At 63.2% G+C, this 22,609-nt stretch carries 20 protein-coding genes; 14 read left to right on the forward strand and 6 right to left on the reverse strand.

Annotated elements, in window-relative coordinates; genetic code table 11:
- Positions 1-11 precede the first annotated feature (11 nt).
- Together mtr and ACKFRT_RS02240 are read right to left on the reverse strand one after the other, a co-directional pair.
- Positions 12-1,403 carry a mycothione reductase gene (mtr, locus tag ACKFRT_RS02235; protein WP_408925595.1) on the reverse strand — a complete coding sequence of 464 codons (1,392 nt, stop codon included), beginning with the start codon at positions 1,401-1,403 and terminating at the stop codon, positions 12-14.
- Positions 1,369-2,412 carry an alpha/beta hydrolase gene (locus ACKFRT_RS02240; protein ID WP_408925596.1) on the reverse strand — a complete coding sequence of 348 codons (1,044 nt, stop codon included), beginning with the start codon at positions 2,410-2,412 and terminating at the stop codon, positions 1,369-1,371. The genes mtr and ACKFRT_RS02240 overlap by 35 nt, the downstream gene beginning before the upstream one ends.
- A 117-nt stretch (positions 2,413-2,529) precedes the next feature.
- Here ACKFRT_RS02240 and mqo point away from each other — a divergent pair, with 117 nt between their 5' ends.
- On the forward strand, positions 2,530-4,002 hold the full coding sequence (gene mqo, locus ACKFRT_RS02245; RefSeq protein ID WP_408925597.1) for a malate dehydrogenase (quinone): 1,473 nt from the start codon (positions 2,530-2,532) through the stop codon (positions 4,000-4,002).
- Here the strand turns inward: mqo and ACKFRT_RS02250 are convergent.
- Complete coding sequence (locus ACKFRT_RS02250; protein WP_408925598.1) at positions 3,999-5,351, reverse strand: protein adenylyltransferase SelO family protein; 1,353 nt, start codon at positions 5,349-5,351, stop codon at positions 3,999-4,001. The two genes, mqo and ACKFRT_RS02250, sit on opposite strands and share 4 nt — an antisense overlap.
- Here ACKFRT_RS02250 and cobA point away from each other — a divergent pair.
- Positions 5,350-6,081 (forward strand): uroporphyrinogen-III C-methyltransferase, encoded by a 732-nt coding sequence (cobA, locus tag ACKFRT_RS02255; protein WP_408925599.1) that lies wholly within the window; start codon positions 5,350-5,352, stop codon positions 6,079-6,081. The two genes, ACKFRT_RS02250 and cobA, sit on opposite strands and share 2 nt — an antisense overlap.
- Here cobA and yaaA read toward each other — a convergent pair.
- A complete protein-coding gene (yaaA, locus tag ACKFRT_RS02260) occupies positions 6,078-6,803 on the reverse strand; it encodes a peroxide stress protein YaaA (RefSeq protein ID WP_408925600.1) in 726 nt (241 codons plus the stop codon). The genes cobA and yaaA overlap by 4 nt on opposite strands.
- A gap of 68 nt (positions 6,804-6,871) precedes the next feature.
- Between yaaA and ACKFRT_RS02265 the strand changes: the two genes are divergently transcribed.
- A complete protein-coding gene (locus tag ACKFRT_RS02265; RefSeq protein ID WP_408925601.1) occupies positions 6,872-8,653 on the forward strand; it encodes a proline--tRNA ligase in 1,782 nt (593 codons plus the stop codon).
- Here the strand turns inward: ACKFRT_RS02265 and ACKFRT_RS02270 are convergent.
- The gene (locus tag ACKFRT_RS02270) at positions 8,628-9,506 is read right to left on the reverse strand and encodes a hypothetical protein (protein ID WP_408925602.1); all 879 of its coding nucleotides are present in this window, start codon (positions 9,504-9,506) and stop codon (positions 8,628-8,630) included. The two genes, ACKFRT_RS02265 and ACKFRT_RS02270, sit on opposite strands and share 26 nt — an antisense overlap.
- A 53-nt stretch (positions 9,507-9,559) precedes the next feature.
- Between ACKFRT_RS02270 and rimP the strand changes: the two genes are divergently transcribed.
- The 8 genes from rimP to ACKFRT_RS02310 all read left to right on the forward strand — a co-directional run bounded on the left by rimP (position 9,560) and on the right by ACKFRT_RS02310 (position 17,738).
- Positions 9,560-10,129: a ribosome maturation factor RimP gene (gene rimP, locus ACKFRT_RS02275; RefSeq protein WP_408925603.1), complete on the forward strand. Its 570-nt coding sequence runs from the start codon at positions 9,560-9,562 to the stop codon at positions 10,127-10,129.
- Between the two features lie 9 nt (positions 10,130-10,138).
- Complete coding sequence (gene nusA, locus ACKFRT_RS02280) at positions 10,139-11,152, forward strand: transcription termination factor NusA (protein WP_408925604.1); 1,014 nt, start codon at positions 10,139-10,141, stop codon at positions 11,150-11,152.
- Between the two features lie 33 nt (positions 11,153-11,185).
- Positions 11,186-11,530, forward strand: coding sequence for a YlxR family protein (locus ACKFRT_RS02285; RefSeq protein ID WP_296213971.1), 345 nt, complete (start codon positions 11,186-11,188; stop codon positions 11,528-11,530).
- A gap of 141 nt (positions 11,531-11,671) precedes the next feature.
- Positions 11,672-14,344, forward strand: coding sequence for a translation initiation factor IF-2 (gene infB, locus ACKFRT_RS02290; protein WP_296213969.1), 2,673 nt, complete (start codon positions 11,672-11,674; stop codon positions 14,342-14,344).
- Positions 14,345-14,397: 53 nt separating this feature from the next.
- Positions 14,398-14,826, forward strand: a complete 429-nt coding sequence (gene rbfA / locus ACKFRT_RS02295; RefSeq protein WP_296213965.1) for a 30S ribosome-binding factor RbfA — start codon at positions 14,398-14,400, stop codon at positions 14,824-14,826.
- Positions 14,823-16,136: an MATE family efflux transporter gene (locus ACKFRT_RS02300; protein WP_296213962.1), complete on the forward strand. Its 1,314-nt coding sequence runs from the start codon at positions 14,823-14,825 to the stop codon at positions 16,134-16,136. The genes rbfA and ACKFRT_RS02300 overlap by 4 nt, the downstream gene beginning before the upstream one ends.
- Positions 16,137-16,188: 52 nt before the next feature.
- Positions 16,189-17,010: a metallophosphoesterase gene (locus tag ACKFRT_RS02305; RefSeq protein WP_296213959.1), complete on the forward strand. Its 822-nt coding sequence runs from the start codon at positions 16,189-16,191 to the stop codon at positions 17,008-17,010.
- Positions 17,007-17,738 (forward strand): 4'-phosphopantetheinyl transferase, encoded by a 732-nt coding sequence (locus ACKFRT_RS02310; RefSeq protein ID WP_296213956.1) that lies wholly within the window; start codon positions 17,007-17,009, stop codon positions 17,736-17,738. Before ACKFRT_RS02305 ends, ACKFRT_RS02310 begins: the two co-directional genes overlap by 4 nt.
- Here ACKFRT_RS02310 and truB read toward each other — a convergent pair.
- Entirely contained in the window at positions 17,735-18,661 is a 927-nt protein-coding gene (truB, locus tag ACKFRT_RS02315) for a tRNA pseudouridine(55) synthase TruB (protein ID WP_296213953.1), read from the reverse strand. The genes ACKFRT_RS02310 and truB overlap by 4 nt on opposite strands.
- Before the next feature lie 30 nt (positions 18,662-18,691).
- Here truB and ACKFRT_RS02320 point away from each other — a divergent pair, with 30 nt between their 5' ends.
- From ACKFRT_RS02320 to ACKFRT_RS02330, 3 genes are all read left to right on the forward strand, one after another.
- Complete coding sequence (locus ACKFRT_RS02320) at positions 18,692-19,672, forward strand: bifunctional riboflavin kinase/FAD synthetase (RefSeq protein ID WP_408925605.1); 981 nt, start codon at positions 18,692-18,694, stop codon at positions 19,670-19,672.
- A gap of 121 nt (positions 19,673-19,793) precedes the next feature.
- Positions 19,794-20,063: a 30S ribosomal protein S15 gene (gene rpsO, locus ACKFRT_RS02325; protein ID WP_296213947.1), complete on the forward strand. Its 270-nt coding sequence runs from the start codon at positions 19,794-19,796 to the stop codon at positions 20,061-20,063.
- 222 nt (positions 20,064-20,285) lie between these two features.
- Positions 20,286-22,577: a polyribonucleotide nucleotidyltransferase gene (locus tag ACKFRT_RS02330; protein WP_408925606.1), complete on the forward strand. Its 2,292-nt coding sequence runs from the start codon at positions 20,286-20,288 to the stop codon at positions 22,575-22,577.
- Positions 22,578-22,609 lie beyond the last annotated feature (32 nt).

Genomic DNA, 22,609 nt, shown 5'->3' on the forward strand with positions numbered 1-22,609 from the left:
AAGCTCCTTTGTTAGTTTTCGAGATCTAACCCCAGCAGGGCGTTCTCGACCAATTCTGTCAGAGCGGGGTGAGGCCAATACTGCTTTTCGGCGAAATCGCGGGCTGTGATGCCGAAGGTCATGGCTGTGACGAAGCTCTGAATCAGCGAGCTGGCCTCCGGGCCGATGATGTGCGCGCCGAGGATCTCACCGGTGCCGCGGTCGGCAATGACCTTGCAAAAACCGGTGGTATCTTCCATCGCCCAGCCGTAGGCCACGTCGCCGTACTTTTGGATCTTTACGGCGATGGGGCGGTCAGTCGCGCGGGCTTCGGCCTCGGTCATGCCCACCACGCCGATCTGCGGATGTGTGAACACGCCACTGGGCACAACGTCGTGGTTGAACTTCCGCAGGTCGTCGGGGTGCGCCAGGTTGTGCGCCACCACGCGAGCCTCGGCGTTGGCCACATGCTTGAGCTCGAAGTCATTGCAGGCATCGCCCAGCGCCCACACGCCGTCGGCGCTGGTGCGGCCGTACTCGTCGACCTCTATTCGGCCGTTCTCTTTGGTCTGGACGCCACCCGTTTCACAGTCCAACGTGTCCGAATTATTGACCCGCCCCATCGCGACAAGAACCTCCTCGCCAGTGACGATGGTTCCATCGTCCAGGGTGAGGGTGATCTGCCCGTCGGCTGTTTCCTTGGCGGCGGTAATGGTGCGCCCCAGGTGGTTCGTCCACTGCTGTTGTGCTGTAAAAGCCTCGGAGATGTCGGCGTCCAGCTTCCGCAACAGCTTGTCCGAGCGATTGATGAGCGTCACCTGCGTGCCGAGGCCAGAGAACATCGCGGCGAACTCGACGGCGACGATGCCACCGCCGACGATGATGAGGGACTTCGGTAGTTCATCCAGCCGCATGATGTCCTCGTTGGTGCGATAGCGCACATCGGCGAGGGCTGGGTGAATGCGTGGGCGGCCGCCGGTGGCCAGCACAATGTTGGTGCCGGTGATAGTGGGGCCGTCGTCGATCTGCAAGGTGCGGGGGCCGACGAAGCGGGCGGTGCCTTCGAAGAGGGTGATGTTCGGGGTTTCGTCGCCCGCACGGTAGGCGGCACCGCCGGCACTGATGGGGTCGATGCGATCGGCGAAGACACGACGCTGGATGCCCTGCCAGTCCACATCCTTAAGCTCGCCGGTCAGGCTCAGGCGGGAAGCCTCGGAGAAGCTGCGGGCCACGTCGGCGGTGTGCACAAACATCTTGGTGGGAATGCAACCTACGTTTATACAGGTGCCACCGAAGGTGCCCTTTTCTATGATTGCGATTTTCTGGTGCTCGTTGGTGGGGTTGGGGAGGGAGTTGCCGGAGCCGGTGCCGACGATGATGAGGTCGAAGTTATCCACTATGAACTTTCCTTTCGTTGAAAACATCCGCCAGCCACTCGTCGGCGGCAGCGAAGGCGCGGTCGCGGACCTTGGGGCGGGAGAGGAAGACGTCGTGCAGCGCACCCTCGATCACGATGGTGGTAGACAGAGACGATGCGTTGGAAGCCTGCTGCCACATTTGGCTGGGCATGAGGATGAGGTCGGCGTTGTAGGACTGCCGCGACAGCTTCTTAGAGAAGTGGTGGGTGTGGCTGGTGAGGATCAGCGTGGGCACTCCGGTATCGCCTTCGCCGGAGTGAAGTCGACGGATTTCGCGAGCCACGCCGAGGAGCCATTGGATGTACTTGGGGCGGGGTTCTAGAGGCTTGAGACGCAGGTTGTAGTTCCACTCGCCGGCCTCGCTGACGTGTAGGGACCGGCCATAAGTCGGGTTGATCCCGCCGGGCAGCAACATGGTGGGCTTCAACTTGTGCACGATCGGCAGCACGCGGTTGATGAGGAAGCGAACGGCCGGGTTGAACTGCAGGCCAAACCACGGCGAGTTCAAAACTATGGCGGCGATGGAGCTGTGGAGGGGGGAACCGGCGTCGAAAAGGCGATGAGCCCACATCGTGACATCCAACCCGCCGGTCGAGTGCCCCACAGGAACCACCGCGGAGTGGGCGGCGGCGAGCAACGACGTGGCGGCGGTGAGGTCGACGTCGTAGAGGGACTGGTCGCTCACATGGTGCCATGTCTGGCCTTCGCGCCAGGAACGACCGCACTTGCGAAGATCGAGGCCGTAGACGGCGAAACCGCGCTCGTGAAAATGGCGGGCGACGTGATCCTGGAAGAAATAGTCCGTCATTCCGTGGACAAATAGCATGGCCGGGCGAGAGAAAAAGGAATCGTTGGCCGAATCGGGGCAGTAACGCACCAGGGTGCAACGAATGGGGGACTCACCGTCTGGGTCCGCGCCTAGTTCGAGGAAGTAATGGCCGAAGCCCTCGCCCAGCTCATCGGGCAAAAAATCGAGGTCGGCAGCGGAGGGTGGAAGAGTGGAACTATGAAGCATGCCCTCATGCTAGCGCCACGGGTAACCGAATTTCATTGAAACATTGGCCTATAGGCGTAGAGTAAATATGACACAATAACGGTCTGACTTTTTCGCCTCCGAAGGAATGAATAGATAGTGGCACATAAAGATTCTGTGGATGTTGCATTAATTGGTGCGGGTGTTATCTCCACCACCCTGTCCGTCATGCTGAAGCAGCTGCAGCCGGACTGGAGCCAGGTGATCATCGAGCGTCTGGACACCCCTGGTGCGGAATCCTCCGACCCGTGGAACAACGCCGGCACCGGTCACTCCGCGCTGTGCGAGCTGAACTACACCCCCGAGGTCAACGGCAAGATCGACATCTCCAAGGCCGTGGGCGTGAACGAGAAATTCCAGGTCTCTCGCCAGTTCTGGAGCTACCTGGTGGAGCAGAACGTGCTGGGCGACCCGTCTGAGTTCATCAACAAGGTGCCGCACGTCTCCTTTGCCCAGGGCATGGATCAGGTCGACTACCTGAAGGCTCGCTACGAGGCGCTGAAGGATCACCCACTGTTCCCGAACATGCAGTACAGCGGCTCCGACGAGAAGTTCGCCGAGTTCCTGCCGCTGATGGCTAAGGGCCGCGACTTCAACAACCCGGTTGCGATCTCTTGGTTCGACGAGGGCACCGATATTAACTACGGTGCGCTGACCCGCCAGTACCTGGACGCCGTCACGGCTCAGGGCGTGGAGGTGCGTTATGGCAACGAGGTCAAGAACATCGACCGCGACGGTTCCAAGTGGAAGGTCACCACTAAGAACCTGCACACCGGCGACACGTCTGTGATCACCGCGAACTTCGTCTTCATCGGCGCTGGCGGTATGGCTCTGCCGCTGCTGCAGAAGGCAGGCATCCCGGAGATCAAGGGCTACGGTGGCTTCCCGGTATCTGGCCAGTGGCTGCGCTGCACCAACCAGGAGCTGGTGGAGCAGCACCAGGCCAAGGTCTACGGCAAGGCTTCCGTCGGCGCGCCGCCGATGTCCGTTCCGCACCTGGATACCCGCGTGATCGACGGCAAGAAGGGTCTGCTGTTCGGCCCGTACGCAGGCTGGACCCCGAAGTTCCTCAAGAAGGGTAGCTTCCTGGATCTGTTTAAGTCTCTGCGCGTGGGCAACATCCCGTCCTACCTGGGTGTGGGCGTGCAGGAGATGGGCCTGACGAAGTACCTGATCGAGGAGGTGCTGAAGGATCAGGCGGCTCGCGTGGAATCCCTGCGCGAGTACATGCCGGAGGCTCGCGCCGAGGATTGGGAGCTGGTCACCGCCGGCCAGCGTGTGCAGGTCATCAAGCCGATCGGTGCGCCGAAGTTCGGCTCCCTGGAGTTCGGCACCGCGCTGATCAACTCCAACGACGGCTCCATTGCCGGCCTGATGGGCGCTTCCCCGGGTGCGTCTATCGCACCGTCCGCCATGCTGGAGGTGCTGGAGCGCTGCTTCGGCAACCGCATCGCCGACTGGGCACCGAAGCTGAAGGAGATGATTCCTTCCTACGGCACCCGCCTGGCTAAGGATTCCAACCTGTTCAACGAGCAGTGGGATCGTTCCCAGAAGGCTCTGAAGCTGGTCTAAGTACCGCAATAGGTCGTGAACTCGGCTTCCGCACGCGGCACCGCGGTGTGGAGGCCGAGTTTTTCATATTTGGCGTCCCATACGAAGGGGTTCTGCAGGGCCTCGAGCGCCAGCAGGTAGCGGGTCATGTCGCCCTGCTCAGCCTGCTGCAGCGCAGCCTGCATGCCGTGGTTGCGTGGCAGGAAGATGGGGTTACGAGGCTGCGGGTCGTGCTTTGACCAGCGCTCGGTCCACTCAGCGGCGCCGGGGGTTTCTTCGAGCCCCGGCGGGATGTTGCCAGGGGCGAGCCCGGCCAGCATTGCGTTGTAATCGGGTGCGGCAACCTGCATAAGGTCCAATAGTTGCTCCGCGCAGTCCGGGGCACCGAGTGCGAGGGCCATCTTGTCGTCCCACGCCGCGGCGTACTGCGGCTGGAAGCGGTACAGGTGCTCTGTAAATTTTTGGACGCCCCCATCCACCAGCGGCACTAGCGCCTCAGCTAGGCGCGCGAGGTTCCACATCATCACAGCGGGCTGCTGGCCGTATGCGTAGCGACCACGGGCATCGATCGAGCTATACACCGTGTCGGTGGCGAAGTAATCCATGAAGGCGCAGGGGCCGAAGTCGATCGTTTCGCCGGAGATCGCTACGTTGTCGGTGTTCATCACACCGTGGATAAAGCCGAAGCGCATCCAATTGGCGACCAGGTCGGCTTGGCGGGAGACGGTGGCGTCGAAAAGGTCGAGGGGGGAGGCGCCCTCCGGAAAGTGGCGGGCAAGGGTGTAGTCGACGAGGCGCTCGGTGACCTGAGGCCCCATGAGCGCGGCGTATTGGAAGGTTCCGATGCGGATGTGGGAGCTGGCGACGCGCACGCCGACCGCTCCTGGGTGGAGGCGACGGCGCTGCACAGTACGGCCGGTGGTGAGAACGGCGAGGGAGCGGGCGGTGGGGATGCCGAGAGCGTGGAGAGATTCGGCGAAGGCATACTCCTTGAGGGCGGCATCGAGTGGATAGTGACCGTCGCCGCCGCGAGAAAACGGGGTGCGGCCTATGCCTTTGGCGTGGATGTCTCGGCCGTTTTCGCACAGGAGGAGGGCACGGCCGTCGCCCATGCGGGGGTTGAACTGGCCGAACTGGTGGCCTGCGTAGCCGAGGGCATAGGACTCGTTCTGGCCGGTGAGAAAGGCGATGCCCTCGGTACTACGGAGCCACTGCGGGTCGAGGCCAAGCTCGGCGGCAAGGGGCTCGTTAAGCACTAGCAGCTGCGGGTCGGGGAAGACCTCGCCGGTGCAGGGGAGGGCTAGTTCCGGGAATTCTTCGGCGAACGTATTCATGGTGCTGCCCATTGTAGGGGTAGGGTGATAACCCATGAGGGAGACAGGAAAAGTGGTGCTGATCGGCGGCGGGCCCGGGGCGTGGGACCTGATTACGGTGCGCGGCATGCGCGCGCTGCAGAGGGCCGACGTGATCCTTACTGACCACCTGGGACCCACCAGTGAGCTGGACAAGCTGTGCGACGTGGAGACCAAGGAAGTCATCGACGTGGCAAAACTTCCGTACTCCAAGCAGGTGAGCCAGGAAAAGACCAATGAACTGTTGGTGGAGCACGCGCGGGCGGGCAAGACGGTAGCGCGGCTGAAGGGCGGAGACCCGTTCGTGTTCGGCCGCGGGTTCGAGGAAGTGCAAGCATGCGCGGCCGCTGGCGTGGTCTGCGAAGTTATTCCGGGCGTGACCAGTGCCGTGAGCGTGCCCGCAGCCATCGGAGTGCCAGTGACCCAGCGTGGGATGGTGCACGCCTTTACCGTGGTCTCCGGCCACATGGCGCCAGAAAACCCGCGGAGCCTGGTGGACTGGCGCGCGCTGGCGGCCTCGGGGGCTACACTGTGCGTGATTATGGGCGTGCGGAACGTGGCTGCGATTGCCGCGGAGTTGCAGGCCGGGGGATTGGCCGCCGACACCCCGGCGGCGGTAATTCAGGAGGGCACTACCGACCAGCAGCGGGGATTCCGCTGCACGCTAGGCACGCTGGCAGAAACATTTGAGGCCAACGGGGTGACCTCGCCGGCGGTGTACGTGATAGGCGAGGTCGCGGGTCTCTAGACCACGAGGGTTAGCACCGAGGAATTTTGCTCCACGGTGAAGCCGGCGGCGCGGGCAATGTCAGCGACCTCCGCGGTGGTGGTGCCGGTGGGGTTCTGGGCAAGCGCGCGGGCCAGCAGACCCTTGTAGTGCTTGTTGAAGTGGCTCACCACCTTGCGGCTGCCGTCGGGGCGTACGGATTCCACGCGCACCGTGACGGCGGTCTTGAGCTTGCCGAGCTGTTGATAGGCCCCGGAACGCAAGTCCACCACCAAGCCGTGCTCCTGCTCTGCTCGCTGCAGCGCCTCAGTGATAGCGGAGCCCCAGCGCTTTTTCATCGTGGTGCCGGGGGTCAACTTGGTGCCGCCCGAAAGCCGGTAGTGGGGGATCGGATCCCCACCCATGACCAGGCCATACAGGGCTGAGCCGATGGCTAGGTGGGACGTGGTGGCGTCTGCAAGAGAAGGCGCATCGAGCGCATCGTAGAGCACGCCCGTGTAACGGTGAAGGGCCGGCATCGTCGGGGCGGAAAGCAGGGCTTGGTTGGCCTCGACCTCGCTGCGTAGTTTCTCGGACAGTCCCAGGACCTGCATGGCGGCCTCCGGATCGTCGGTGCACAGTGCCACCAGATCGCGGGTAATGTCCGCACGGATCGGGTCGAGCTCCGGGAAGTGCAGGGGAGCGCCGGCAGGCAGCGAACCGCCGGGAGCCTTGGTTTCGGACGGGGGAAGCACGATCAGCATTCCCACAGACTAACTAAAACCCCCACCAAACGACACAAGTCACAGGGGAAAAGGTAAAGTCTTGACTCATGATTACTCGGATGTCACAACTCTTTTTGCGCACCCTGCGTGACGACCCCGCAGACGCAGAGGTGCCCAGCCATAAGCTGCTGGTACGGGCGGGATACATCCGCCGCGTGGCCCCCGGCGTGTACTCGTGGTTGCCGCTTGGCCTGCGGGTTCTACAAAACATTGAAAAGATCGTGCGCGAAGAGATGGATGCCATCGGCGCCCAGGAGATCGCCTTTCCCGCGCTGCTGCCACGCGAGCCCTACGACACGACCGGTCGCTGGGTGGAATACGGCGACGCGCTGTTTAGGCTGAAGGACCGCAAGGACGCGGACTACCTGCTGGGCCCGACACACGAGGAGATGTTCGCCTCCATCGTGAAGTCCGAGTACAACTCGTACAAAGACTTTCCCGTAATCCTGTACCAGGTGCAGACGAAGTACCGCGACGAAGAGCGCCCGCGTGCCGGCATCCTGCGTGGCCGCGAGTTCATCATGAAGGACTCGTACTCCTTCAACATGGACGACGAGGGGCTAGAGGAGTCCTACCAGCTGCACCGCAAGGCGTACCAGAACATCTTCGACCGATTGGGCATCGAGTACGCAATCTGCTCTGCGACTTCCGGCGCGATGGGCGGCTCGGCATCCGAGGAGTTCCTGGCTGTCGCCGCGAACGGTGAGGACACGTTCGTGCGCTCCACTGAGAGCGATTACGCAGCAAACGTCGAGGCCGTGGTGACGCAGGTCCCGCAGACCCGCCCGATTGCAGGACAGCCGGAGGCCAAGGAGTATGACACCCCGGTTTCCGAAACCATCGAGGCGCTGGTGAACTGGGCCAACAGCGAAGGCATCACTATCGACGGCCGTGCCGTGGAGGCCAGCGACACTCTGAAGTGCATCGTGGTGAAGGTCACCGACCCGACGCTTGACGAGGAAGGCCAGCCACGCGGCGAGTCCCTGGCCGGCGTGCTGGTTCCGGGCAACCGCGAGGTGGACATGAAGCGCCTGGAAGCTGCCATGGAGCCTGCGCAGGTGGAGCTGGCCGACGAGGCCGACTTTAAGAAACACCCGTTCCTGGTGAAGGGGTACGTCGGCCCGAAGGGGCTGGCGGCCAACGGCGTGCGTCTACTGGCCGACCCGCGCGTGGTGGAGGGCACCTCCTGGATCACTGGCGCAGACGCGAAGAACCGCCACGTCGTGGGTCTGGTTGCAGGCCGCGACTTCACTCCGGACGGTGTGATCGAAGCTGCCGAGGTGTTGGAGGGCGATCCGTCCCCGGACGGCAAGGGCACCCTGACGCTGGCTCGTGGCATCGAGATCGGCCACATCTTCCAGCTGGGTCGCAAGTACACAGAGGCCTTTGACGTGAAGATCCTAGACGAGGCCGGCAAGCGCTCCGTGCCGACGATGGGCTCCTACGGTGTGGGCGTGTCGCGACTGGTGGGCGTGATCGCCGAGCAGATGCTAGACGATTCCGGGCTGCGCTGGCCTGCCTCTGTGGCTCCGTTCGACGTGCACGTGGTAATCGCCAACAAGGACGCAGCCGCGGGCGAAGCAGCAGCGGAGCTAGTGGAGACGCTGTCTAACGACGGCCTGGAGGTTCTCTTCGACGACCGTCCGAAGGTATCCCCGGGTGTGAAGTTCAAGGATTCCGAGCTGCTGGGTATGCCGCTGGTGGTCGTGGTTGGCCGCGGATTCGCCGACGGCAAGGTGGAGCTGCGCAACCGTATGTCAGGGGAGACCTACGAGGTTGATTACGCGGACGCGCTGGACGAGGCTAAGAAGGCTCTCCGCGGAGCGTAACCTGCAGTGGATCGCCCTCCAGGGCGGCCTCTCCACGGGAAACCAGGCCGCACCAGGTGGCCGCGAAGATGCGCGCCTCGGCCGTGCCACCCATTCCGGCTAGGCGGCGCAACTGCACGGTGATGGGCCGGAGGGTGGGGTAGAACAAGCTGTCGCCCGGCTTGTCGCTGGTGTACGCCGCTTCGGGGGTGGGGACATGTGCACCGAGCTCGTCGAGCACGTCGATGGTGGCATCGCGCAGCGTGCGCAGGCGGTTCGCTGTGGTTTCGATCGGCGGCCGCGTGCCTTCGTCGGCCTGCGCCAGCGCGGGGCCGGAGGAATAGATTGCCGCGTAGGACATCTTCAGTAGGTCGCCGAGCTGTTCGTCTTGGCCTTCGCCTCGGAATCCGCCGGCGACCTGCGGGGTGATCTGGGGCTTGCGAGGCGCGCGCTCTTGGGTGGTCATGTATGCCGCATACAGGCCCGCGACCAGTGAGTGCCCGGCCTCCGGGCCGTCTTCTTGCAGAGCCTCGGTGTACGCGCTGTCGAGTTGGCCTTCGCTGCTGCCGCCGTGTGCCGCATCGGCGCATTCTTGGGGCGGGTTGCCATTCTTGTCCTCACCACACTGGCGCAGCGATTCCTGCAGAACCAACTTGTGCTGTTCGCCGAGGAAAGTGGCCATCGCTTTGTTGCCTGCGCGGCGCTGTCGTTCTTGTGCGCCTTTTATGACGCCCCCTAGGCGGGCAAGCGCCTCACTCGTCTGCGGAGCTTGGGGGAATACCTCGTCGCAGGCCGTGAGCGTAATTCCGGCGCCGAACAGCGCACCGGCGCCCAGGAAGCGGCGGCGGGTAAGGGTGAGGCGAGAGCTGGGCATATCCATCAGGATTAGAAGTCTACTAGAAGCTAGCTGCTGCTAGACTGCCGGTCATGGCATTTCCACATAAGGAGCAGCTGGAAGACTCGCTGCGCGGACTGGTACAAGAATTCGGTTTGGTGATCGAGGACATCAAGATCACGAAGGCTGGTGCGAAGTCTGCGATTCGGATTGCAGTCGATACCGCCGACCCGCGGGCTGAACGCCCCGATCTGGATCGGCTGGAAGAGCTGAGCCGTGAGGTATCCACCCACCTGGACGAGGCCGAGGCCGCAGGAGAGATGAGCTTTGGGCCCGGATACACCTTGGAGGTGACGACTCCGGGCGTCGATTTCCCCCTCGTCGAACAACGGCATTGGGTACGCAACATCGGGCGCCTGGTGCGACTAGCAGGTGGCGTGGAGCGCATCGCGCAGGTAGACGGCGAAGATGTCGTGTTGATCACACCGGACAAGAAACAACCCAGTGTGCGCCGAGTGCGATTCGCAGATGTAGCCGGCGCGGTGGTAGAAGTGGAGTTCTCACAAGCGCCCGCCGCAGAGGCCGACCTCGTCGGATTGGCCATTGAGGCTTATGGGTTGCCGAGTGCAGAAGAGCAAGAGGATAGTCCGGCTGAAGACTAGGAGAAACAAGTGAATATTGATATGGCAGCACTGCGTGCAGTCGAAAAGCAGGAGTCGGTGGACTTCGACGACCTGCTGGAGGGGGTTAAGAGGGGGCTGCGCGAGGCATACCGCGCAAACAGCCGCTTCACCGGGCCGGTAGATGTGGACATCGATCCGATTAGTGGCGAAGTCACCATCTACCAGGTGGAAAAGGACGAAGAGGGAAACGTCACCGGGCGCATCGACGACACTCCGAAAAATTTCGGACGCGACGGTGCGCTGGCCGTGCGCGAGGCTATCCGCTTCCGCATCAACTCCGCCCGTGTTCAGAACCGCTATGACGAGTACGCCGAGCTGCGCTACCGCGTGGTATCCGGTGTGGTCTCTGCCGACGCCCGCGCCAACGAGCGCGGCGTGACTATCGTGCACCTGGGCACTGAGGCCAATGGCCAGGATGGGCAGATTCTTCCTGCCGAGCACATCCCCGGCGAGGAGCTGGAGCACGGCATGCGTGTGAAGGCCTTCGTGACAGACGTGATTAACAACGCCAACCGCATGGTGCAGATCAACCTGTCCCGCACGCACCCGGAGCTGGTAAAGGGGCTGTTTGCCCTGGAGGTTCCGGAGGTTGCCGATGGTTCGGTGGAGATCGTCTCCGTCGCGCGTGAGGCAGGCCACCGCACCAAGATCGCAGTGCGTTCCACGGTGAAGGGGCTCAACGCCAAGGGGGCCTGCATCGGTCCGCGCGGTCAGCGCGTATCCAACATCATGCACGAGCTGGGCGGAGAGAAAATCGACATCATCGACTACTCCGATGATCCGGCGACGTTCGTGGGCAACGGGTTGTCGCCGTCGAAGATCGTAAGCGTGCAGGTCACCGACCCGGAAATGCAGATCGCCCGTGCCGTCGTGCCGGACTATCAGCTCAGTCTGGCGATCGGCAGGGAAGGCCAGAATGCTCGCCTGGCGGCTCGCTTGACCGGTTGGAAGATAGACATTCGCTCGGAGACCGATGCCGCGGCGGAGGACACGCCCAGTTAACTGTTTCGGGGGTCGGCGCGATACACTGGACTGGTGGTATTCCATGAATGTCCCACGAGCAAGCACCTTCCCGAAAGGACGTGCATTGCAACGAAGCAGGTGATGGGAATAGATCAGCTGCTGCGTTGTGTTGCGCAGAAAAGCACGGAGGGCGCTGAAGGCAAGGTTCAGGTCGTCCCCGATCCGGAAAGAAAGCTTCCCGGGCGAGGCGCGTGGATCACCCCCACAGTGGAGGCATGGGAAATCGCCGTGAAGCGCAGGGCTTTTGGCCGTGCGTTGAGGGTATCCGCCAACGTGGATGCAGCCCCTGTACGTGACTACATCGTCACACTGCCAGTGACAGTGACAATAAAAGACGAGGAAATTACGTCGACATGAAGAACAACGAACACTGATGAGCACGCGATGAAGCAGCATCAGCGATGAGTATCTACAAGTACGGGAGTCGTAAGTAGGCCCGGCAGCAGGCAAGCCTGCACGCTAGAGCGCACTACGGCTCCGCAAACATGAAGGAGAGTAGTGGCCGGAAAGCTACGCGTACACGAGTTGGCCAAGGAACTCGGAGTGACGAGCAAGGAGTTGCTCGCCACCCTGAAGGAACAGGGCGAGTTCGTAAAGACCGCTTCTTCGACGGTGCAGCCGCCCGTCGTCAAGAAGATGAAGAAGCACTACGGAGTGGGCCAGGAGGCTCCCAAGGAGAGTGCAGCCGCTCCGAAACCCGCTGCAAAGCCAGGACCGAAGCCTGCGCCCAAGGCAGCAGCGAAGCCGGGTCCGAAGCCCGGTCCCAAGCCGGGTCCGAAGCCTGCTACCAAGCCCACCTCCTCTACGAAGCCGGCGCCGAAGCCCACGCCCAAGCCGGGTGCTAAGCCGGGTCCGAAGCCTGGTGCCAAGCCGGGCCCGAAGCCGGGTGGCCGCGCTCCGCGTGTGGCGAACAATCCGTTTTCTTCCGGTGCGCCCTCTGAGCGCCCCGCACCGCGTCCGCGCGGTGGGCAGGCAGGCCCTGGCGACATGCCCCGTCCGGGCAACCGCCCGGGCGGCAACAAGAAGGCCAGCCCGAAGCCGGGCGCAAAACCGGGCGCTAAGCAGGGCGGCGGTCGTCGTCCTTCGCCCGCAATGATGCCGAGCCACCCGAACCCGGCACAGATGCCGTCCAAGTCCGACAACTTCGGCGGTGGCCGTGGACGCGGAGGGCGCCGCGGAGGGCCAGGCGGCCCCGGTGGCCCCGGTGGTCCGGGAGGCCCACGCGGTGGACGCGGTGGGCGTCGCGGCGGTACCGCAGGTGCATTCGGCCGTCCCGGTGGCGCACCGCGCAAGGGGCGCAAGTCGAAGCGTCAGAAGCGCAACGAGTACGAGGCAATGCAGGCGCCGAGCGTCGTTGGCGGCGTGAAGCTGCCTAACGGCAAGGGCGCTAAGATCCGCCTTGCTCGTGGTGCATCTCTGATGGACTTCGCCGAGAAGATCGAGGCGGATGCAGCGGCACTGGTCCAGGCACTGTTCAACCTGGGCGAGATGGTGACCGCTACCCAGTCGGTCTCCGACGAAACCCTGATGCTGCTGGGCGAAGAGATGGATTACAAGGTCGAGGTCGTTTCCCCAGAGGACGAGGACCGCGAGCTGCTGGAATCCTTCGACCTGCAGTTCGGCGAGGACGAGGGCGAGGACGACGACCTGGCCCACCGTCCGCCGGTGGTTACCGTTATGGGTCACGTCGACCACGGTAAGACCCGCCTGCTGGATACGATTCGTGAGGCCAACGTCGGTAGCGGCGAGGCTGGCGGTATTACCCAGCACATCGGCGCCTACCAGGTTTCCGTGACCATGGAGGGCGAGGATCGTTTGGTCACCTTCCTGGATACACCGGGTCACGAGGCCTTCACCGCCATGCGTGCCCGTGGTGCGAAGTCCACAGATATTGCGATCTTGGTGGTCGCTGCTGACGACGGCGTGATGCCGCAGACGGTGGAGGCGATCAACCACGCCAAGGCCGCCGACATTCCGGTCGTGGTCGCGGTGAACAAGATCGATAAGGATGGCGCACAGCCGGACAAGATCCGTGGCCAGCTGACCGAGTACGGCCTGATCCCGGAGGAGTACGGTGGCGAGACGATGTTCGTGGACATCTCTGCGAAGCAGGGGACGAACATCGATCAGCTGCTGGAATCCGTCCTACTGACGGCCGATGCTTCTCTGGATCTGCGCGCCAACCCGGACATGGACGCCCAGGGTGTGGCCATCGAGTCGCACCTGGACCGTGGTCGCGGCCCGATCGCCACGATTATCGTGCAGCGCGGTACGCTGCGCGTGGGTGACTCGATCGTTGTTGGAGACGCCCACGGCCGCGTGCGCCGCATGATCGACGAGCACGGCCAGGACGTGACCGAGGCAGGTCCGTCTCGCCCGGTTCAGGTGCTGGGTCTAACCAGCGTCTCCGGCGCCGGCGACAACCTGCTGGTGGTGGACGAGGACCGCACTGCGCGTCAGATCGCGGACCGCCGTAACGCCCGCCGCCGAAACGCCATGCAGGCCAAGAACCGCAAGCGCGTATCCCTGGAGGACCTGGATGCGGTGTTGAAGGAAACCAACACCCTGAACCTGATCCTGAAGGGCGACAACGCCGGTACGGTCGAGGCCCTGGAAGATGCCCTGCTGAAGATCGAGGTCGACGACGAAGTGGATCTAAACATCATCGACCGTGGTGTCGGTGCTGTGACGGAGACCAACGTCAACCTGGCTGCCGCTTCCGACGCGGTGATTATCGGTTTCAACGTGCGTGCTGAGGGCAAGGCCACCGAGGTGGCCAACGCCGAGGGCGTGGATATCCGCTACTACTCGATCATCTACAAGGCGATCGAGGAGGTTGAAGCAGCGCTGAAGGGCATGCTGAAGCCGATCTACGAGGAAAAGGAGATCGGCACCGCGGAGATCCGCCAGATCTTCAAGGCTTCCTCCGTGGGCCTCATCGCAGGTTGCATGGTGGAGACCGGCAAGGTACGCCGCAACGCCCAGATTCGACTCATCCGCGACGGCAGTGTCGTGGCGGAGAAGGCGACGATCGAGTCGCTGCGCCGCGAGAAGGACGACGTTACCGAGGTCTCCGCAGGCTACGAGTGCGGTATGGTGCTGTCGTACCCGGACATTCAGGTCGAAGACAAGATCGAGGTCTTCGAGCTGGTCGAGGTGCCGCGTACCTAAAAATTTTGGAAGCGTCTTAAGAGCGTCTGAAATCTTAAGAAAAGGAGAAGTTCATGGTTGATCACGCACGCGCTGCGCGCATGGCCAAGCGCATTCAGCAGATTGTTGCAACGGCCATCGAGCGGCAGATCAAGGACCCGCGCCTGGAGTTCGTGACCATCACGGATGCGCGCCTTACCGGCGACCTTCACGATGCGACGGTGTTCTACACCGTTCGTGGCAAGACCGTGGACGAAAAGCCGGATAACGCAGCAGCGGAGGACGCGCTGACCAAGGCGAAGGGGCAGCTGCGCAAGATCGTCGGCGATCAGCTGAGCGTGCGCTTCACCCCGACGCTGAGCTTTAGCCTGGATACCGTACCGGAGGCCTCCGCACACTTCGAGGAGCTGCTGGCCCGGGCTAAGGCCCAGGACGAGGCTCTGCGCAAGCAGTCCGCGGGCGCCCGCCCGGCGGGTGACGAGGATCCTTACAAGACGCAGTGATTAAAGACGCTTCTACCGGCCAGGCCGATGCCCGCACAATTCTGGGGCTCGCCTGGCCGGCTCTCGTTGTATTGGCGGCCACACCGCTGTATTTGCTGTTGGATACGGCGGTCGTCGGCCGTCTGGGAGCAACCGATCTAGCCGCATTGGCTGCCGGCGCTACGGTGCTTAGCACTGTCACTACCCAGCTGACGTTCCTGTCCTACGGCACGACTGCCCGGGCGGCACGTCACTACGGTGCCGGTCGCCGGTCCGCCGCGATCTACGAAGGGGTGCAGGCCACGTGGGTGGCACTGGGTGTAGGCGCGCTGTTGGCCGCCGTCGTGTTCGCCTTCGCCCCGGCGATCATGGGCTTCTTTTCTGGCGACGCCGCCGTGGTCTCCGAGGCCACGACATGGATGCGGGTGACTTGCGCGTCGATCATTCCGGCGCTGTGCACCATGGCGGGCAACGGTTGGCTGCGCGGCATGTCTAACACGAAGCTTCCGCTGTGGTTCACGCTCGCCGGAGTGATTCCGATGGCGGTGATCGTGCCGTTGTCGGTCAAGCACTTCGGCTTGGTGGGCTCGGCGTATGCCAACGTCGTGGGGGAGTCCATCACAGCCCTGTGTTTCCTCGGCGCACTGGTCGTTTATTGGCGCGCGGAGGGCGACGGTAAGCCACTGGCTCCGAATTGGCCGGTGATTAAGTCCCAGCTGGTGATGGGCCGGGATCTCATTTTGCGTAGTTTGAGCTTTCAGGTGGCTTTTATCTCTGCCGCGGCCGTGGCCGGGCGCATGGGGCCAGCCCCGCTGGGCGCCCACCAGGTTCTGCTGCAACTGTGGAACTTCCTGACCCTGGTGCTGGATTCCGTGGCCATCGCCGCACAGGCTCTGGTGGGTGCGGCTCTTGGTGCTGGGTCTTACGCAACCGCGCGGAAGGTCGGCGTGTCCGTGCTGCGCTTTTCTGTCGGTGCCAGCCTGGTTCTGGCCGCGGGATTGGCGGCAGGGGCCCAGGTTATTCCACGGATTTTCACTACAGATGCCGACGTGCTGGCCACCATCGGCGGACCGTGGTGGTTACTTGTCTTGTTGGTGCTGGCCGGGGGCGTAGTATTCGCCTTGGACGGGGTGCTTCTGGGGGCTTCCGACGCGGCATTCTTGCGCACTGCCACCATCGTCTCGGTTCTGGCTGGCTTTATTCCGCTGGTCTGGCTTTCCTGGATCTTCGGCTGGGGTTTGGTCGGCGTGTGGTGGGGGCTGCTCGCTTTCATCCTGCTCCGCTTGGCATTTGTTTCTTGGCGGTTCTCCGGCGATAAATGGATTAACTAATGTTAGAGTTGTTAATTATTGTGACTTAAGGCGGAGAGAGGGGGAGTGCCCGATGACTCGCACTTTGTGGGCAGTCAGCGACCTGCACGTCCGCGCCCCCGGCAACATGGATCTTGTCCGCGAGCACATTCGACCCGCAAGCCCCTCCGATTGGCTGATCGTCGCCGGAGACATCGCCGAGGATCTGCCCTCCATCGAGCGCACCCTGGGGCTGTTGCAGAGCCGCTTTGCGCAGGTAATTTACACCCCCGGCAACCACGAGCTGTACAGCCGTACGAGCGACCGCCTGCATGGCCGCGCTAAGTACGAGGCCGTCATTGCTGCCGCGCAGCGCCTCGGGGTGCTCACCCCGGAAGATCCCTTCCCGCTGTTCGCAGGCCACACCGTGGTGCCGCTGTTTACTCTCTACGATCACTCGTGGCGCGATTCTTCGATGACGCCCACGGACGCGTTGGCCGCAGCCCGCGACAAGGGCATCGTGTTGATAGATGATTTGGCGATTGCCCCGTACGAAGACATCGTCCTGTGGTGTCGCGAACGGCTCCGCTATTCCGTCCGCCGCTTGGCGGCGGTGAAGGAGCCGACGATTCTAGTGAACCACTGGCCCTTAGTACGAGAAGCGATGAGTAACGTGCGGCACCCGGAAATCGGGTTGTGGTCCGGCACGCGACACACGCAGAAGTGGCCGCAACGCTACCGTGCGAGCACAGTGGTTTATGGCCACTTGCATATTCCTGTAGAGTTTTCGGTCGAAAATGTAACGCACGCGGAGGTCTCTCTCGGTTACCCCAGAGAGAGGAAGGTGAGCCTTCCACCCCGCTTAGAAAAGAAATTGTGGCCCTACCCAGTACTCGTTGAGGAGGTGACGGTATGAGGCACGACGGAACACTCGCCACGGCGCTGGATGACCTGGCGGTCGTAGAGAGCTTCGGCGCGCGCCAGCCGACCATTCCCCGCGGATTGCTGCCCCGTGGCGCGGCCTGCGCAGAGCTGCACAGCACGACTGGGGATCTGCGACAGTTCAATGCCCTCTCGGCGGAGGAACAGGCACTGGTGGGTGGTGCTGTGGACCGTCGCAAGGCGGACTTCGGCGACTCGCGCTGGTGCGCGCACCAGGCGCTGAAAAATTTTATGGACGTACACCCGCCTATCCTGCGTGGCCCCCGTGGCATGCCCCTGTTCCCGCACGGCATCTCCGGGTCCCTGACCCACACCGAGGGGTTCCGCGCGGCGCTGCTGGCGCCGGCTCGGCGTTGGGCGTCGGTAGGAATCGACGTGGAGGCCGCCCGACCGCTGCCGGAGGGCGTGTTTAACACCATCGCCCGCCCTGGCGAACAGCGGCGGATTCACAAGGCAATGCGCTCCGAGGATCTGCAGCTGTTGGATACCGTGTTGTTCAGCGCGAAGGAAGCCACCTACAAGACGTGGTTCCCGCTCACGCACCGCTTCCTGGATTTCGACCAGGCAGATATCGACCTGCGCCCCGACGGTACGTTTACTTCGTACCTGCTGGCACGCCCGGTGCCAGTACCGTTCATCCAGGGGCGCTGGACTATCCGCAATGGTTACGTCATCACCGTCGCAGCCGTACCCGCCAGCTAGTCCATTCCGGCGGGGCGGGCGACAAACACGCTGGCCGCGCGCTTTCCCTTCTCCTCGATCAGGGCGATGGCCTGCCCGGAAGGCGTGACGGCCGCGCGCACGCCCTTGTTGCCCACCGGCTCCAGCCACTTGCCGAGGGACAGATCCACACCCTCTGATTCGCTGATGTCGCGAGTGTCGAAGCAGCGCACCATCGCCTGGTCCAGGTTAAGGGTCAGGCTCGGGTTCTCGTCGAGTTGCTCCAGCGTGCGAGCCTCGGAAATGTCGAATGGCCCCACCGAAGTGCGGCGCAGCTTTGTTAGGTGGCCGCCGACCCCCAGCGCGGCGCCGACGTCCCGGGCAATCGCCCTAATATAAGTGCCGCTTGAGCAGTGCACGGAAATTCTAGCGTCGATGCACGAGGTGGCGGCGTCGACCACAACATCGAGCACCTCCAGCGAAAAGATGGTGACGGGGCGTTCCGGTAGTACAACTTCTTGACCTTCGCGAACCAGCTCGTGGGCGCGCTTGCCGCCGATCTTGATGGACGAGACAGAGGTGGGGCGCTGCATGATGTCTCCACGCTGCGTGTCGAAGGCCTCACGTACCTGTTGCTCGGTGAGTGCCCGCAGATCCTCAGGGGCGGCGGTGGACAGCACGTCACCCTGCGCATCATCAGTCTGGGTGGCGGCGCCAAGGCGCACCGTTGCCTCGTAGCGCTTGTCGTGCGCTACGACGTGGGCCAGAAACTTTGTTCCTCTTTCGACGCCCACAACTAGCAGCCCCGTTGCCATCGGGTCGAGGGTGCCCGAATGGCCGACCCGGCGCGTACCCATGATTCGGCGGAGCTTGGCAACCATGTCGTGCGAGGTGGGGCCGGAGGGCTTGTCTACGAGAACCACCCCGGAACGGCTCAGGACGGAAGGGGCACTGCGTTGATTCATACCCACAGGCTATCGACTAGCATGCAACGTGTGAGTATCTGGTACGGACTGGACCGAATTCCCGAACACCTGGCAGCCGGAGGCACCGTCGTCACCATTGGCGTATTCGACGGCGTGCACCGTGGGCACCAAGAACTGCTGCAGCGAGCCGTAGAGCTAGCGCGTGAGCGGGGAGTGCCGAGCGTGATGTTCACCTTCGACCCGCACCCGACCGTCGTTTTCCGGCCGGATGCGGTACCACCGCTGCTGTCGAGTGTGCGCCGACGTGCAGAGCTGGCTCACGAGTACGGCATCGACCACGTGGTGGTGGTTTCCTTTACGAAGGAGATTGCCAGCTGGTCGCCGGAAGAGTACGTGGACCATGTGCTGGTGGAACTGCTGAACGCGAAGGCAGTAGTGGTAGGGGATAACTTCACCTTTGGCCACAAGGCGGCCGGTACTTCCGAAACGTTGCAGCAGCTGGGCGCGGCGCGCGGTATGCGGGTGGACGTGCTGGGCTTGCTCGAGGACGGCGACCACGTGGTGTGCTCTACCTGGATTCGCCAGGCGCTGGCCGAGGGGAACGTGGATGGCGCCAACGAGGCCTTGGGGCGGAACTTCCGTGTGGCCGGCGAAGTCACGCACGGCGCGGGCCGGGGTGGTCGGGCGCTGGGATTTCCCACGGCCAACCTGTACTTCGCGGAGAAGTTCGCGCTGCCGGCCGACGGCGTGTACGCCGGGTACGTGACGGTACTGCCGGGGCACGGGATTTCCGCCGGGGCAACCGTCGGCACCATGCCGGTGGGCGAGCGGCTGCCGGCGGCGATCTCGGTGGGTACTAATCCCACGTTCGGCCACGAGCCCCGCAGTGTGGAGAGCTTCATTCTGGACCACGATGCCGACCTGTATGGCCTGGACATTGCCGTGGAGTTCGTGCACCACCTGCGGGGGATGGAAACGTATAACTCCTTGGAAGAGTTGATCGAGGCGATTGGCCGGGACGTCACCGAGACCCGCAAGGCACTGGGCTAAGCGTTTTGGGAACTGGTGCGTGGGCGTGCTAGACTCCCCAGGTCGAGCGACTGTGGTCTGCGGTAGTCGCTGGTTACGAACCTTTTGCGCAGACTGAAATAACTATCAAGGAGAATCATCCATGGCACTGTCCAAGGAAAAGAAGACCGAGACTCTGAAGGAGTTCGGCCTGCACGAGACCGACACGGGCTCCCCGGAGGCTCAGATCGCGCTGCTGACCGTCCGCATCCGCCAGCTGACTGAGCACCTGAAGTTCCACAAGCACGACCACCACTCCCGCCGCGGCCTGCTGCTGCTGGTTGGTCGCCGCAAGGGCCTGCTGAAGTACCTGGCTGAGAACAACGTTGACCGCTACCGCTCCTTGATCGAGCGTCTGGGTCTGCGCCGCTAGGTCTTACTCCTAGTTTTCCACACGCCCGCCACCTTCAACGTCGGTGAAACGACGAGGTGGCGGGCGTTTGTGCTATTTCGTGCTAACCTTGATGCCGGTTAAAACCTCAAAGCCAATGGAATATTGAAAGAAGAATCCCACGGTGGTGGCGTCGGCATCGAAGACCAGACGAACAGGTAGCCGCCGTGGAGTAACGCAGAAAGGCGATTGCGAAACTCCATCATGAGTACGAAGAAGCAGAATATTCAAGCAGAGCTCGTGGACCCGGATGCCGGTGTGTGGGAAGTAGAAGCCACCATTGACAACGGCGACTTCGGCACCCGCAGCATCCGCTTCGAGACCGGACTGCTGGCTCGCCAGGCCGATGGGGCAGTGACGGCCTACCTGGACGAGGACACGATGCTGCTGTCCACCACCGCCGCCTCCCGCCAGCCGCGCGAGGGCATCGACTTCTTCCCGCTGACCGTCGACGTGGAGGAGCGGATGTACTCCGTCGGCCGCATCCCCGGCAGCTTCTTCCGCCGCGAGGGTCGTCCGGGCACCGATGCGATCCTGGCTGCCCGTTTGATCGACCGCCCACTGCGCCCCACCTTCGTCCGCGGCCTGCGTAACGAGGTGCAGGTGATCGTGACTGTCCTGTCGATGGATCCGCAGGATCGCTACGACGTGCTGGCTATTAACGGCGCTTCCGCCTCCACGCAGCTGTCCGGGTTGCCAGTTTCTGGTCCGGTCGGTGGCGTGCGTATGGCGCTGGTTGTCGACGACGACCACCCGGAGGGCCAGTGGGTGGCCTTCCCCACGCGCGAGCAGGAAGAAAAGGCAATCTTCGAGCTAATTGTGGCTGGTCGCGTGACCGAACCGGTGAAGCCTTCCCGTGGCCGTGGCCGAGGTCGCAAGGGTGCGGGCAACGACGAGCCGAACGTGGCCGTCATGATGGTCGAGGCCGGTGCGACTGACTCTGTGGTCGAGCGCATCGCCGATGGCGCGCCCGCACCGACCGAGGAGGTTGTGGCGCAGGGTATCGAGGCCGCCAAGCCGTTCATCGCCACTCTCTGTGAGGCGCAGGATGCTCTGGCCAAGGCTGTGGACGCCGAGACGCGCGAATTTGAGCTGTTCCCGCCCTACGGCGAGGACGTTTTCGCCTCGGTGCAGGCGGAGGCACTGGATGCGCTGGAAGACATTATGGCCATCGCCGACAAGCAGGAGCGCGACGAGGCCCTGGCTGCGAACATGCAGGCCAACGTGGACGAACTACTGGCGGAGTTCCCGGAGCGCGAGGCTGAGATCCGCGCGGCGCACAATGAGGTGACCAAGACTGTCGTCCGTCGCCGTATTTTGGAGGACGGCTTCCGCATCGACGGCCGCAACAGCACCACGATCCGCGACCTGGGCATCGTCGTCCAGCTGATTCCGCGCGCCCACGGTTCCGCATTGTTCGAGCGCGGTGAGACCCAGATCCTGGGCGTGACCACGCTGGACATGCTGAAGATGGAGCAGCAGATCGACTCTTTGGGGCCGGAGACCACGAAGCGCTACATCCACCACTACAACTTCCCGCCGTACTCCACTGGTGAGACTGGCCGGGTGGGCTCCCCGAAGCGCCGTGAAATCGGCCACGGTGCGCTGGCGGAGCGCGCATTGACGCCCGTTATTCCCAGCCGCGACGATTTCCCGTACACGATCCGCCAGGTGTCCGAGGCTCTGGGCTCCAACGGCTCGACCTCCATGGGTTCCGTGTGTGCCTCTACGCTGAGCCTGTACAACGCGGGTGTGCCGCTGAAGGCGCCGGTGGCGGGCATCGCCATGGGCCTGGTAACCGGCAAGGTCGGCAAGAATGGCAAGGACAAGTACGTTACCCTGACCGACATCCTGGGCGCCGAGGATGCCTTCGGCGACATGGACTTCAAGGTCGCCGGCACGAGCGAGTTCGTGACCGCCCTGCAGCTGGACACGAAGCTGGATGGTATTCCTTCCGACGTGCTGGCAGAGGCTCTGCAGCAGGCTCGCACCGCGCGCCTGGAAATCCTGCAGCTGATGGGGGAGGCCATCGACGCGCCGGACGACATGAGCGACCTGGCCCCGCATATCACCAGCATCAATATCCCGCAGAACAAGATCGGTGAAGTCATCGGCCCAAAGGGTAAGACGATCAACCAGATCACCGAGGAGACCGGTGCGAACATCACCATCGAGGATGACGGCACGGTGTACATCTCCGCCGTCGGAGGCGAGTCTGCGCGCGAGGCGGAGGAGAAGATCAATGCCATTGCTAACCCGCAGCAGCCGAAGGTCGGAGACCGCTTCCTGGGCACGGTAGTAAAGACCACCGCCTTCGGCGCGTTTGTCTCCCTGCTGCCGGGCAAGGACGGCCTGATCCACATCTCTAACCTGGGTGGCGATCGCCGCATCGAGCGCGTGGAGGACGAGGTGTCGGTGGGCGAGAAGCTGGAGGTAGAGATCGCGGACATCGACAACCGCGGCAAGATCTCCCTGGTTCTGGTTGAAGAAGACTAGCCGACTGGCTGACTAGCTAAAAGGAGCGATAC

The sequence above is a fragment of the Corynebacterium jamesii genome, from assembly GCF_046097395.1.
Lineage (GTDB): Bacteria > Actinomycetota > Actinomycetes > Mycobacteriales > Mycobacteriaceae > Corynebacterium.